Genomic DNA, 12,886 nt, shown 5'->3' on the forward strand with positions numbered 1-12,886 from the left:
CCATGGCAACCGCCAGTGTTTCCGGCGGCCGCGAGAAGGAACTCTGGCGGCGCCTTGGTGAGGTCAACGACCCGGAACTCGACGAACCCGTCACCGAGATGGGTTTCGTCGAGCGGGCCGCGGTGACGGGTGATGGCAGCGTGGAGATCGACTTCCGCCTGCCGACCTACTGGTGCTCGCCCAACTTCGCGTTCCTGATGCTGGACGGCGTCCGCAAGGCGCTCGACCAGCTCTCCTGGAAGCCTGCCTATCGCGTCAAGCTGCACGACCACATGTTCGCCGAAGAGGTTAATCGCGGCATGGCAGAGGGCAAAAGCTTCGGCGATATCTTTGCCTTGCTTGCCGAGGATCAGGATCTCGGCGGCTTGCGCGAAACCTTCGCGATGAAGGCCTTCAAGCGGCGCCAGGAGGCGGTCCTGCGCGGCCTCAGGGCGCACGGTCTGACCGATCGGGAAATCCTCGGCATGGACCTGCCGGCATACGACGTCGCGCGGTTCGAACCGGGCGAGGCGGCCAAACAGAAGCCGCGATACCGGGCGGCGCTGCTCGCGCGTTTTCCCGACCGTCGGGCGGACGATCCTGTCTTCGTCTCCTGGGTCGGACAACGCATACCGCCTAGCGCGCTCGGTGCCTATCTCGCCGAGCTGCGCGGTGTGCGCATCAACATGGAGTTCAACGGCGCGCTGTGCCGGGGGCTCAAGCAGACCAGATACAAGGAACTGGATGTGGTCGATGGCGAACCGACGCTGGTCGATTTCATTCTGGATCGCGTGCCGGCACGAACCGCGCCGACCGCCTGAAGCAGAGCCGACAACAACGGCCTCCCCCGCACGAGGCCCCTAACCAACAACCCGCCCGTAAGGCGGAAGGAGGAATCATGCCCAAGATAATGCTTCATAATTCGCAGGCCCGCCGGGCTCTCGCCCGTGGCGTCTTCCGGCTTGCAGCCGCCGTCGAGCCGACGCTCGGCCCCAAAGGCATGAACGCCATGATCGACCGGCCGATCGGCACGCCGATGGTGACCCGCGACGGCGTCAGCATCGCCTCCGAGATCGAGCTGCACGACCGTTTCGAAAACATGGGCGCGCAGGTCGTCCGTGAAGTGTCGATGCAGACCAACGAGATCGCCGGCGACGGCACCACGACTGCCATCGTGCTCGCCAACGCGCTCATCCAGGGTGGCGTCGAGGCGAATGAGCGCGGCGTGAAGTCCGTCGATCTCTGCAAAGGCATCGACCTCGCCGTGGCGGCGGTTGTGGCGGCACTCAAGGCCTCGGCCAAACCGGCCAAGGGCAACGGCATCCTGGCGTCGGTCGCCAACATCGCCGCGACCAACGCGAAGCTTGGCGCGCTGGTGGCGGAAGCCCATCGGCGGGTGGGTACCGAAGGCGTCATCACCACCGACTTCAGCGTCACCACAGAGACCACGCTCGATGTCGTCGAGGGCATGTCCTTCGAACGCGGCTACCTCTCTCATCACATGGTGACCGATCAGGAGAAGATGGAGGCTGTTCTCGAACGGCCCTACATCCTGATGACCGACCTCAAGATCAAGGAACCCGGGCAGCTCGATGCGGTTCGCCGCATCGCCGACGAGGATGGCCGGCCGCTGCTGATCGTGTCCGAAGAAATGTCGCCGGAAGTGGTGGTGACGCTGCTTGGCAAGCAGGGACCGGGACGATATCTCGTCGTCCACCCGCCGGAATATGGCCACTGGCGCAAGGCGATGATGGAGGATCTGGCCATCATCACAGGCGGCAAGGTGATCGCGCGCGATCTCGGCGGCCGGCTGGAGGATATCACCGCTGAGGATCTCGGCACGGCCGACCGGGTGAAGACCAGTTCGTCCTACACCTCGATCATTCGTGGCGGCGGCGACCATGCGGCAATCGCCTCGCGCCGCGCCCAGGTGCAGCGGCAGTATGACGCCTCGCCGCCGAACATCGACCAGGACAAGTTGCGCGAACGCCTGGCCAAGCTCTCCGGCGGCACAGCGATCCTCTATGCCGGCGGCGTCACGCCGGTCGAGCAGAAGCGGACCATCCAGCTGATCGAGGATTCCTTGAACGCGGTGCGAGCCGCGTCCGAAGAGGGCGTGGTCGCTGGCGGCGGCTCGGCGCTTGCCCAGATCGCGCCGCTGCTCGACAAGGTAGCGGCTGGCGTCGACGGCGATGTCGCCGAAGGCGTGCGCCTTGTGCGCTCGGTTCTGTCGCGGCCGCTGTGGCGCATCGCCGCCAACGCCGGCGCCGATCCTGAGGCGGTGGTGACCGAGGTCACCCGCATCAATGGCGGCTACGGCTACAACGCAGCAACCGGCACATACCAGAACATGTTCGAGGCAGGCATCATCGACCCCGTCCGCGTCACCTACACGGCGCTCGCCAACGCAGCTTCGGTGGCGACGCTGATCCTGACCACCGAAACGCTGATTGGCGATCTTGCCGAGGACGAGGATCCGACGGCCGGACCGGCACGTGGCGGCGGCTCTGAAAAACTCGGCCGCGCCTGAGGCGACAATTCCGACGGAACGATTTCGACGTTGAAAGGACACAGCCATGAAAGCTGCCAGACTCTACGAGTACGACCCGAAGATGAACGTCCAGCTCAAGATCGAGGAGGTCAAGGCGCCGACAATCACCGCTCCCGACGAGGTGATCGTGCGGGTGGGTGCCGCCGGCCTCTGCCGCACCGACCTGCACATCATCGAGGGTGTGTGGAAGCCGACCATGGATCCAGAAGGTACGCTGTTGCCTTACATCATGGGCCACGAGAATGCCGGTTGGGTCGAGGAAGTCGGCAGCGGCGTCAAATCGGTCAAGCGCGGCGACGCCGTGATCTGCCATCCCTTCCGCTCATGCGGCATCTGCCTCAACTGTCGCCATGGCGAGGATATGTATTGCGACAACGGCCAATTCCCCGGCCTTGGCATGAATGGCGGCTTCGCCGAGTATTTCATCACCAGCGAACGCTCGCTGATCAAGTTGAACGCCAACATCACGCCGATCGAGGTGGCGCCGCTGGCCGATGCCGGCATCACCGCCTACCGTGCCGCCAAACGCGCCGCCAAGCTGTTGCGGCCAGGCAGCTATTGCGTGTTGCTCGGCATAGGCGGGCTTGGCCATATCGCTCTGCAATCGCTGCATGCGATCTCGGGCTGCCGCATCATCGCCGTCGATCGCGAGCCGGCGGCGCAAGTTCTGGCCAGGGATCTGGGCGCCGACTTCGTGCTCGACGGGGGGCCGAACGTTGTCGAGGAGGTCGCCCAGATCACTGGCGGCGGTGCGCATGTGGTGATCGACTTCGTCGGCGAACTCGGCGTCGAGAACATCTGCTGGAAGATGGTGCGCAAGGGCGGGCAACTGTTCGTCGTCGGCTATGGCGGCAACATAAACGTGCCGACCGCACATCTCGTCATCGAGGAGATCAACATCGGCGGCAGCCTGGTCGGCAATTTCACCGAGCTTGTCGAACTGATGGAGCTCAACGCCGACGGCAAGGTGAAGATGCACTACACCGAATATAATCTCGCCAGCATCAACACCGCACTCGACGATTTCAAGAACCGTCGGTTCACCGGGCGTGGCGTCATCGTGCCCTGAGGCATCCGGCCGGATTGCGCGTGGAAGCAGGCTAGCAGACTGATCTTATCGGCCACAACTCCCCAACCCATGGCTCAAATGCCATGGGTTCTTTTGTGCCGCGTGTCAGATGAAACCGCGCCGGATGCCGTATTGGCCGAGCTTGCGATAGAGCGTCGGCCGCGAAATGCCGAGTCTGAGCGCAACCTTGCTGAGATTTCCGCTCTCCGCGGTGAGCGCATTCTTGATCGCCTGGCGTTCCGCATCCTCGAATGTACATACGGGCGCTTCGAGCATGGCCGTGGGATGGTCGCCATGCATGGCCATGGTGTTGCGATTGCCCGCACTGATTTCGCCAGGAAGATCCTGCAGTTCGATCGTGTTGCCGCGCGTCAGTATGTGCAGGCGCTCGACTAGGTTCTTCAGTTCACGCACATTTCCTGGCCAGCGATAGGCAAGCAGCGCATCGAGCGCGTCGTTTGAAAACTCCAGCGGATCATTGCCTGCCAACTTCGCGATCTGACGATTGAAATGCTCGATCAGCAACAACACGTCGTCGCCGCGATCGCGCAAAGCCGGGACATGAATCGAGACCGCGCCGATGCGGTAGTAGAGATCGCTGCGGAAGCGCCCGGCCGCGACTTCCTGCTTGAGGTCGCGATTGGTCGAGGCGACCAGTCGCACGTCCACCGGCCGACCTCTGGAGTCGCCGATGCGGTGGACCACGCGCTCCTCGAGGACACGCAACAGGAAAGGCTGGATTTCGAGCGGCAACTCGCCGATTTCGTCAAGGCTGAGCACGCCGCCATTGGCGAGTTCGAAGATGCCCGGCTTGCCGTCACGCGAAGCGCCGGTAAAGGCGCCGGCGACGTGGCCGAACAATTCGCTGCCGAACAATTCCTTGGTGATTGCACCGCAGTTCATGGCGATGAACGGATCGTTTTCGGTGCGCCGGCTGCCGGCATGGACGAGCCGTGCAAACAACTCTTTTCCGACACCCGTTTCGCCTTCGATCAGCAACGAGGTGACACCCTTCGACCCGGCCACCCGGGAGGCGACATCGACGGCAGCCAGCAATTTTTCGCTTTCGCCGACGATCATCGCCGAGGCTGTCCGCAGGTGCTTGTTCTCCTCCCGGCGGATCACCGTCATGCTCGAGACGGCCGGCACCGAGGGAAACACCAGAGCCGCGCCACGAAGATCGCCATCAAGCTTCAGCGGCGTAACATGGCAGGATCGCAGATGCGCCGGCAGTGCGTTGGCGAGATCGGTGTCGGAGCCGGAGGCCGGCAGGTTCATCAGCCAGCGACCACGCCCTGGTTCCATCGGGCCGTCCATCATCTCGGTCGTGTCGCCATTGGGCACATTGTTGCAGAAGATCGCGCGGCCACGATGATCGACGATCACCAACCCGTCTTTCCGGCGGTAGCTGGGTGCCGAGGAAATGAAGGCTTCGAGCAGACGCGTGCGCTGCTCCTGCTGTTGTTCGGCGAGTGCCTTTTCAATTTGCCTGGCGGTGGCGGCGACGAGCGCCGTGTTGTGCGGCCGGAAGATCGGCGAATAGCCCGACAGGTCGACAACGCCGATGATCTTGCCGTCCAGGGGATCGCGGATCGGTGCACCGGCGCAGGTCCAGGATTTGATGCCGGCGCAGAAATGTTCGGCGGCGTGCACGAAAATCGGTTCGCCGGTCCACAATGCCGTGCCGATGCCGTTGGTTCCGACGGCGTCCTCATTCCATTTGCCGCCGATACCCAGATGAATATCCATGCCGTCATGCAAGGTCTTCTTGTCGCCGATCGCGTCGATCAGCACGCCATCGCTGTCGGCAAGCACCAGCATTGCTCCCGTCCCTTCCAGCAACTGGCCAAGGGACGCAAACGATCGCCGCGCCGCCGAAAGCAGCTCGGCGTTGGCACGGGTCAGATATTCGATCTCGTCACGATCGCTGCTCAGCGGCGCTTCGATGCCTTGCGCGTTGATGCCGCCGGTGGCGCTGCGATACCAAGAATCGTGGATCAGCGAGCGGACATGGACCGGATCGCGGGCGCATTTCGGCTCGTCGGCCAGAAAACTTTCCCAAGCGCGCATGGTGGCGCGCTCGTCATAGTCGATGTTGTCCAGAACCAATTGTCCGGCGGCCATCGACGCACGCGCCGGAAGAGCATTGGTCTTCATCTGATCAGGGCCGTTCGCGTGTCTCATTCAGTCATCACAGTACCTTTGAGGTATGCCATTTCTGTATGCTGTCGCGGATTGGGCGTGCTCAGCGACGCCCAGTGCCGGGGTCAGTCGATGCCGAGTTTCGCGCCGATGTCGGCGGCAAGCTGTTCTTCGCCATAGGTGGCAGTCAGGCGGGCTCCGTCCAGTTCGGCAAGTGCCTCGGCGACGGTTTCGTCGACCGGTGAGAAAAAGCCGTTCTGCTTCGTTGCCAGGACGAAGATCTGTTCCCCATTCCGGTCGCGGACATCGCCGATATGATGAAGCTGGCGGCCGGTGTTCTGATCCTTGGAGATCACGCGGCCGTTCATGGTGACGCGGATGGAGGGGCTCGCTTCGGCCACGCTTGCCGCGCTGCCGCCAACGTGGATGATCAGGCCTTCCGCCTTGGGTTGCTGGCGTGGCTTCCTGGAAGCCGAATAGCCGCCACCGCTGATTTGGTCGGCAAGGCGAACGATGGTCGCGCGGTTCTGCTCGATCAGTCTTTTGACCTGCATGTCCTCGCGCCGCGGGCCATCCCGCTTGGAGATGATTTCGACCATGAATCCTCCCAGATTCGCTTGGCGCCGTGAGTTCGGCTCAGTTCTTCTTGCTGCGAACCCTACACCGTCCTTGTGAGGTTCGCCATTCACATCAGGTAGCACTAAGATTTGTACAGATGGTAGCAACTGGCTGCTACACGGGGTTCGAGTGAACGCCACCGAGGTCGCCTCTGGATCCTCGTTTCATTCTTTGGCGGCACCGACGCTGAGGCCTGGCGGGTGCGTCAGATCCAGACAGCCACGCCGGTGCAGTTTGACACTCATTGCGGATGGGTCGGCTCTGAGGTAATTTAGACCCCAATCGGATGGGGAAAGTGGCTGCTGTCGCGACAGTTTTTCTTTTTGTTCCTGTCTCGGCGGATTGTGAGCTCTTTAACAGACCTTGATACCGCAACCTGGGAGCTTGTGGTCATCAGGTAGCGACGGTTGAAACAGTTGCCATGCTCCGACTTTGCGGATTCATCGCGGTCTTCCTCGTAGCGGCCTTCACGACCTTCGATGCGTCGGCCGATCGAAGGGTCGCCCTGGTGATCGGCAATTCTCAGTACCGCGAAATCCCCGCTCTGAAGAATCCTGACAAGGATGCCGAGGACGTATCCAAGACGTTTCGGTTGGCCGGTTTCGAAGTGTTCGTCGCCAAGGATCTCACAAAGCTGCAGTTCGAGGAACAGTTCCGCAACTACCTCGCGGCGGCGGACGGCGCCGATCTGTCCGTCGTCTACTATTCAGGTCACGGCTTCCAGATCGGTGGCGAGAATTTCCTGATCCCGGTGGATGCCTCGCTGAAGAATGCGGCCGACATAGAGGTCCAGGCGGTCAAGCTGGACGATGTCCTCCAGCAGTTGCGCGCGAAATCGAAGATCCAGGTGATCATTCTCGATGCCTGTCGCAACAATCCGTTTCCGCGCAAGGATTATTGGCTAAGGGACCAGTTGATCACGGCGGGTAACACCGGCCTTGCGCAGGTCAAAAGCTCCTTGAACACGCTGATCGCCTTTGCCACCGAGCCAGGAGCGGTCGCCTATGATGGAGCGGGAGACCTCAGCCCGTTTTCATCCGCATTCTCTCGTCGCGCGCTGGCGCCGAACCAGGAGATACGCACGGTCATGGCCGCGGTGCGCCGCGATGTGGTCGAGGCCACTGACGGCAAGCAGGTTCCGTGGGAAAACTCCTCGCTCATCGACGAGGTGGTCCTGATGCGCCGCACCAGCCGGCCTTCATTGCCGCCGGTTCTGGAGAAGGTCGTGCCGTCGGGTGTCGGGCCTATTGCCCTGGACTTGCCGGAACCGGTCGACGTCGATGGCGGATCAATCACCGTCAGCATCGAAAGGCCGCCTGCGCTCGGACGCCTGCTGCTGGACGGCAAGGCTGTCGCGGTGGGCGAGCAGATCCAGGGCAAGGACCTGCCGCGCCTGAAGCTGGATGTGCCCAAGGGGGCCGGTGCGACGGAAGAGGTGGACATGCTGGCCTACGCCACGCACGACAATTGGGGCGGCGGGGCCCAGGGCATCATGGTGTTTCGTGTCAAAAGCGGCCAGGGCGCCGAGGGCGAACAGATTGTGGCCTCGCTCGAGACCGAGCAGAAACAGCAGGTGCTGGAGCGAGGCATCCATATCACCGGCGCCGCCGAGGCGATCGAAAACCGGCAGATCAGCGTCCCGGTCGGTGTCGGCCCGGTTCCGCTGAAGCTGGACTTCCCGACCAAGGACCCTGCGGTCAGCCTGAAGCTCGCGACCTATCCGGCAACGGGAACGCTGTCCCTGCCGGATCGTGCGCTGTCGCCAGAGTCGAGCTTGATGGCGGATGAGGTCGATAATTTGCGCTATGAACCCCAGATCGGTGCCGCCGAGCCGGTCGAGGTCGGCTTCGAAATCCGTGCGGACAGCAGTTCCTCCAAGCCTGCCACCATGAAGCTGTCGTCAAGCGTCGATCCTTGCGACCAGGTCGCAGGCGAACCTCTCGATCTGCAAGGCGTTGTCCCCGGCCTGCTGCCGAATGAAATCGGCGCGGCGGCCGTGACGGCCTGCGAGGCGGCGGTGAAGGCCTATCCCGATGTCGCCCGCTTCCGCTACGAACTGGGCCGAGCGCTGCTGGCGGCCGGCAAGGTCGATCAGGCGAAGAAAGCCATTCAGGAGGCGGCCGACAGGGGCCACGTCCGCGCCGTGTTCGAACTCGGCTACCTCAACGCGACGGGAACGGGAATGCCCATCGACCGCAAGCAAGCCAACGCCTTCTACGCGGCGGCCTCCGGCAAGGGCGATCCTTACGGGATGACGTCATGGGGGCGTGCCTTGTTCAATGGTTACGGGGTCGAACGCGACACCGGCAAGGGCCTGGACCTGCTGCTCAAGGGGGCGGCGATGGGGCATACCTATGCCATGAACGATCTCGCCGCGATCTTCACGGAAGGCCGCAACGGCGTGCCCGCCGATCCGGCCCGCGCCGTTGCTTTTTTGAAGGCAGGCGTGGAGCGGCAGGACATGTATTCGATGAACCTGCTCGGCCGCAATTACCTGGCTGGTGTGGGCGTCGAGAAGAATCCCGGGCAAGCGCAAGGGCTTTTCCAGAAGGCTATGGATCTAGGCCAGCCCTACGCGCCGGCCAGCCTTGCGCGCATGTACCGGGACGGCGTTGGTGTAGAGCAAAACCTCGACGAAGCGCAAAGACTGTTCGAGCTGGCCACGGCACGCGGCGATCAGTCCGGCGCATATGATCGCGCAGCGCTCGAAATGCAGAAGGGCGACAAGGCCGACCAGACGACAGCGGTGCGCTATCTGGCCTTCACGGTCGCGCTTGATCTTCGCAAGGAACTGCCGGGCGCCCAGACGGCGCTGACGAAATTCGCAGTGAAGACGAAAACGGCGGCGCTCAAGCAATTGCGCGACGAACTCAAGTCGAAGATCCCGGCGAAGGGCTCGCTTGACGACCAACTGGTCAACGCGGCCAGAGCGGTCTGGGAGCAAGCCAATCCGCGTCGGGACTTGTTTTGATCAATGAGGAGGCAAATCGTGGGCAGGGCAGTGAAGCAGGCATTGATCGCCACAGTTCTATCCGGCGCTCTGGTGGCAGCAACGGGCTGCATGTCCGTTGCGCCAAAGGCCGAACCGACGGTGACGACGACAAAGCACAGGCCGAAGCTCATTCGCACGACGACCACGCCAAAGATCACCAAACAGAAGAAGCTTATCGCCAAGAAACTCGTCGAACCGACTGAGGAAACCGCACCTGTAGTCGTTCCACCTTTGGGTGGCGGCAATGGCGGCACCGGCGGCACTGGTGGCACTGGTGGCGGTGGTGGCGGCGGCTGGGGATAGCGCTAACGGCAGATCAGGGTTTCGCGGCGCCGCTTGCGGTGGCCTTCAGCCACCATTTGACACGCCTGCTCCACGGCTCGGACCCACCATTTGACACGCCTGCTCCACGGCTCGGACCTTGACTGGAAGACCGGCTGCTACTGCTCGCCAATCAGCCGCAAGTGCTCTATGCTCCCGCCAGGTGTCGTGTCGATACGGTGGTCCTGGGCAGGGGCGTTCCATGTTCGAAGTCGTCGCATTCTGGTGGAAGACGAGGCTGAAAGGCCCCGCCGCACGAGGTCTAGGCCTGATCGTCGCGCTTTCCGGCTTGCTGCTGCTCGGATCGCAAGCCGCCAACGCCGCGCCGAACTGGACGCTTGATCCCACAGCTTCAGTCATCACCTACCAGTCGGTGAAGAAGAACACGATCGTCGAGACAAACAAGATCAGGAACATCACCGGCACGCTCAGCTCGGCGGGTGATGCCAAGGTCACCTTCGACCTCAATTCGGTCGATACCGGCGTCGACCTGCGCAACGTCCGCATGCGCTTCCTGTTCTTCGAGACATTCAAGTACCCGACGGCCGAGCTGACGGCCAAGGTGGATCCCGCCGCTTTCGCTGATCTCGCGACAAAGCGCAGGGTGAAGTCAACGCTGCCTTTCCGTCTCAATCTGCACGGCGTCGACAAGGACCTCGAGGCCAGCATCGTCGTCACCATGATCAGCGACACCATGGTGTCGGTCGCTTCGGAGGCTCCGGTGGCTGTCCATGTCGAGGATTTCGGCCTGCTGCCGAACGTCGACAAACTCCAGCAGGCGGCCAATGTGACCAACATCGTGCCCACCGCGTCGGTGTCGTTCGATTTCGTCTTCACCGCCGACGGCAGCAAGCCAGCCGCCACCCAGACCGCCGCGGCGAGTCCGGCCGATGTAGGCCCCGTTGCCACCGACGCCGCCAAGGCGAACTTCAGCGATGAGGAATGCCTGAACAGGTTTGCCGTGCTGTCACGCACCGGCGCCATCTACTTCCGGCCGGCCAGCGCGCGGCTCGATGCGAAGAGCCGCCCGTTGCTGACAGAGGTCGAAGGTGTCGTCGGCAAATGCCCAGGTCTGAAGGTCGAGGTCTCCGGCTATACCGATTCCGATGGATCGCCGGAGGCGAATAAGCAGCTGTCGGAGCGGCGGGCCCAGGCGGTTGCCGACGCCATTGTTGCCGCGGGCATTCCTCGCACGCAGATCACAGCGACCGGCTACGGCGAGGAGCGGCCGGTTGCCGCCAACGATACGCCCAAGAACAAGGCGCTCAATCGACGGATCGAGTTTTCCGCCACCAAGCTCTGAGGTTCCGGTGAGGTGCGATCTGATTGCCCGTTGCTGTGGCCTCTTTCGCGTCGCTGGGTTTGTGGCGCTCGCCTTGCTTTTGACGTTGACGGCCGCCAGTGCCGAGCGCCGCGTAGCACTTGTCCTCGGCAACTCCCAGTACCAGCACGCGGCGCCGCTCGCCAATCCGGTGCGCGACGCCCAGGCCATCGCCGAGCGCTTGACGAAGCTCGACTTCGAGGTGGTTTCAGGCTTCGATCTGACCAAGCCGCAGACGCAGGCGACGATCGCGCGGTTCGCAAAACAGGTGCGCGGTGCCGACATCGCGCTGTTCTTCTACGCCGGCCACGGCTTGCAGGTTTCGGGCAAGAACTACCTGATTCCGGTCGATGCCGCGCTGGAGGACGAAACCTCCCTCGACGTCGAGGCCGTGTCGGTTGATTTCGTTCTGCGCCAGATGTCGCGGGAGACCAGCATCAGGCTGGTGTTTCTCGACGCTTGCCGTGACAATCCCCTCGCCGAAGTGCTGGCCAAGACTGCGGGCGTCAACGGCGCTAGCAGCGGCCTTGCAGAGATCCCGATAAAGAACGGTGGCGCCGGCACGCTCGTCGCTTTCGCCGCCAGTCCCAATCAACTCGCCTATGACGGGTCGGGCGAACATTCGCCTTTCGCCTCGGCGCTCCTCCAGCATATCGGCGAATCCAACGTCTCAATCACCGAGGCCATGAACAGGGTCACCAGCGATGTCTTCAAGGCAACCGCCGGCAAGCAGCGTCCCTGGATCAACGTTTCGCTGACCACGGAGGTCGTTCTGCACAAGGTCGATCTCAATGCGCCGTTGATCGTGGGCGAGGCGAGCGCACCCCCGACCGAAGGCGGCTCCGGCGCAAGCAACACCGGCGCTGCAGGCGCATCGGGCCAAAGTGACGATCAGCTTGCGCTCGATGTGCTGCGTCAGAAGATCCCTAGGTTGGCGTCGGACGCCCCGATCTTTTTCGACCATCCGATCGATTTTGGCGATCCGGCAATCGACGGCAAGAGCATCGCTGAGTTGATTAGAAGCAAGCCCCTGTTCAGCCCGGTGGAGGGATTGGACAAGTCGGTATGGGAGGGGAAGCACTGCGACGGGTGCCATGAATGGGACGAGGCACGGCTGTGCGAGCAGGCCAAAAATTTCGCCGCTAACGATGCCTCTGTTTTGCGCCTGCAGCATCCGCTTGGAACCCGCTTCAAGGTGGCGCTTGCCAAATGGGCTCAAGGTGGCTGCAAGTAAGCATCCGCCGATTGGCGCAACGCCTCGACCTCGGCCATCTGGATGCCCATTTCGACAAACGCCGAAAGAACGGCAAAGCGGTCCGCAAGTGCGACACGCGCCAGCCCGGCCAGGACACCGGCATTGACTGCATGGGCGGCAGGAAACGGCTGCAAGGCCGATGGTGCTTCTGCGCCGGCAACAGATCCGCCGGCAACAGAACCATTGTCACGCCATCCCGCCGCCAGGGCAATCCAGGCGCCCGGCGTTGTCGGCGGCGCTGCCTCTGCCTGGCTCACCGCAGCGCGATGGCGGGGGCTGTCCGGTTCACCGACTCAGTCGCGAACATAGGCGAGCAACTCGTGATCGGTCCCATCGAGCAGCTCGCTCAGATGGCTCAGGCATTCATGCGCCCACCAGACCGCGGCCCGATCGGGAAGCAGGTAGGCACAGAACGTGATCGCCTCCTCGGGAACGCGCCCGGCGAGGAGGCCGCGACAAAACTCGATCGACGGCTGTTCGGTTGGAAGGGTTCTCATGTCCCGGGCAATAGCGGGACAAGCCATGAAGAGATCCCGTGCCGTTTTGAATCGAAGCCCGTTGGCCATGACCGCCACGCTTTCATCGAGGAGCTTTAGCCAATCAAGCCCCAGGCGCGGCGCGGGTCAAGTCTCAACCGG

General features: G+C 62.9%; 9 protein-coding genes and 1 pseudogene. 7 read left to right on the top strand and 3 right to left on the bottom strand.

Annotation, left to right across the window (positions count from 1 at the left end):
* The first annotated feature begins 2 nt into the window (after positions 1 to 2).
* The 3 genes from C8D77_RS08995 (at position 3) to C8D77_RS09005 (ending at position 3,599) form a co-directional block, all read left to right on the top strand.
* Positions 3 to 800, top strand: a complete 798-nt coding sequence (locus C8D77_RS08995; protein ID WP_109661586.1) for an iron-sulfur cluster assembly protein — start codon at positions 3 to 5, stop codon at positions 798 to 800.
* Between the two features lie 77 nt (positions 801 to 877).
* The gene (gene groEL, locus C8D77_RS09000; RefSeq protein ID WP_109661588.1) at positions 878 to 2,509 is read left to right on the top strand and encodes a molecular chaperone GroEL; all 1,632 of its coding nucleotides are present in this window, start codon (positions 878 to 880) and stop codon (positions 2,507 to 2,509) included.
* Positions 2,510 to 2,555: 46 nt separating this feature from the next.
* On the top strand, positions 2,556 to 3,599 hold the full coding sequence (locus C8D77_RS09005) for an NAD(P)-dependent alcohol dehydrogenase (protein ID WP_109661589.1): 1,044 nt from the start codon (positions 2,556 to 2,558) through the stop codon (positions 3,597 to 3,599).
* A gap of 105 nt (positions 3,600 to 3,704) precedes the next feature.
* On the opposite strand, the gene C8D77_RS09010 is transcribed toward C8D77_RS09005, so the two are convergent.
* Positions 3,705 to 5,783: a sigma-54-dependent Fis family transcriptional regulator gene (locus C8D77_RS09010; protein ID WP_109661590.1), complete on the bottom strand. Its 2,079-nt coding sequence runs from the start codon at positions 5,781 to 5,783 to the stop codon at positions 3,705 to 3,707.
* A gap of 83 nt (positions 5,784 to 5,866) precedes the next feature.
* Entirely contained in the window at positions 5,867 to 6,340 is a 474-nt protein-coding gene (locus C8D77_RS09015; RefSeq protein WP_109661591.1) for a hypothetical protein, read from the bottom strand.
* A 440-nt stretch (positions 6,341 to 6,780) separates the two neighbouring features.
* Here C8D77_RS09015 and C8D77_RS09020 point away from each other — a divergent pair, with 440 nt between their 5' ends.
* The 4 genes from C8D77_RS09020 (at position 6,781) to C8D77_RS09035 (ending at position 12,227) form a co-directional block, all read left to right on the top strand.
* The gene (locus C8D77_RS09020) at positions 6,781 to 9,330 is read left to right on the top strand and encodes a caspase family protein (RefSeq protein ID WP_109661592.1); all 2,550 of its coding nucleotides are present in this window, start codon (positions 6,781 to 6,783) and stop codon (positions 9,328 to 9,330) included.
* An 18-nt stretch (positions 9,331 to 9,348) separates the two neighbouring features.
* Positions 9,349 to 9,654 (top strand): hypothetical protein, encoded by a 306-nt coding sequence (locus tag C8D77_RS09025; protein WP_215732052.1) that lies wholly within the window; start codon positions 9,349 to 9,351, stop codon positions 9,652 to 9,654.
* A 220-nt stretch (positions 9,655 to 9,874) separates the two neighbouring features.
* The gene (locus C8D77_RS09030) at positions 9,875 to 10,975 is read left to right on the top strand and encodes an OmpA family protein (protein WP_109661593.1); all 1,101 of its coding nucleotides are present in this window, start codon (positions 9,875 to 9,877) and stop codon (positions 10,973 to 10,975) included.
* A 73-nt stretch (positions 10,976 to 11,048) separates the two neighbouring features.
* Entirely contained in the window at positions 11,049 to 12,227 is a 1,179-nt protein-coding gene (locus C8D77_RS09035; protein WP_245951725.1) for a caspase family protein, read from the top strand.
* Here the strand turns inward: C8D77_RS09035 and C8D77_RS39070 are convergent.
* Positions 12,209 to 12,814: pseudogene (locus tag C8D77_RS39070) on the bottom strand (DUF6931 family protein). The gene C8D77_RS09035 and the pseudogene C8D77_RS39070 overlap by 19 nt on opposite strands.
* Positions 12,815 to 12,886 lie beyond the last annotated feature (72 nt).

The sequence above is a fragment of the Mesorhizobium loti genome, from assembly GCF_003148495.1.
GTDB lineage: Bacteria > Pseudomonadota > Alphaproteobacteria > Rhizobiales > Rhizobiaceae > Mesorhizobium > Mesorhizobium loti.

Bases quoted from the DNA above. Each gene is read 5' to 3' on its own strand.
- C8D77_RS08995 (WP_109661586.1), top strand. From the start codon at position 3: ATGGCAACCGCCAGTGTTTCCGGCGGCCGCGAGAAGGAACTCTGGCGG.
- groEL (WP_109661588.1), top strand. From the start codon at position 878: ATGCCCAAGATAATGCTTCATAATTCGCAGGCCCGCCGGGCTCTCGCC.
- C8D77_RS09005 (WP_109661589.1), top strand. From the start codon at position 2,556: ATGAAAGCTGCCAGACTCTACGAGTACGACCCGAAGATGAACGTCCAG.
- C8D77_RS09010 (WP_109661590.1), bottom strand. From the start codon at position 5,783: ATGAGACACGCGAACGGCCCTGATCAGATGAAGACCAATGCTCTTCCG.
- C8D77_RS09015 (WP_109661591.1), bottom strand. From the start codon at position 6,340: ATGGTCGAAATCATCTCCAAGCGGGATGGCCCGCGGCGCGAGGACATG.
- C8D77_RS09020 (WP_109661592.1), top strand. From the start codon at position 6,781: ATGCTCCGACTTTGCGGATTCATCGCGGTCTTCCTCGTAGCGGCCTTC.
- C8D77_RS09030 (WP_109661593.1), top strand. From the start codon at position 9,875: ATGTTCGAAGTCGTCGCATTCTGGTGGAAGACGAGGCTGAAAGGCCCC.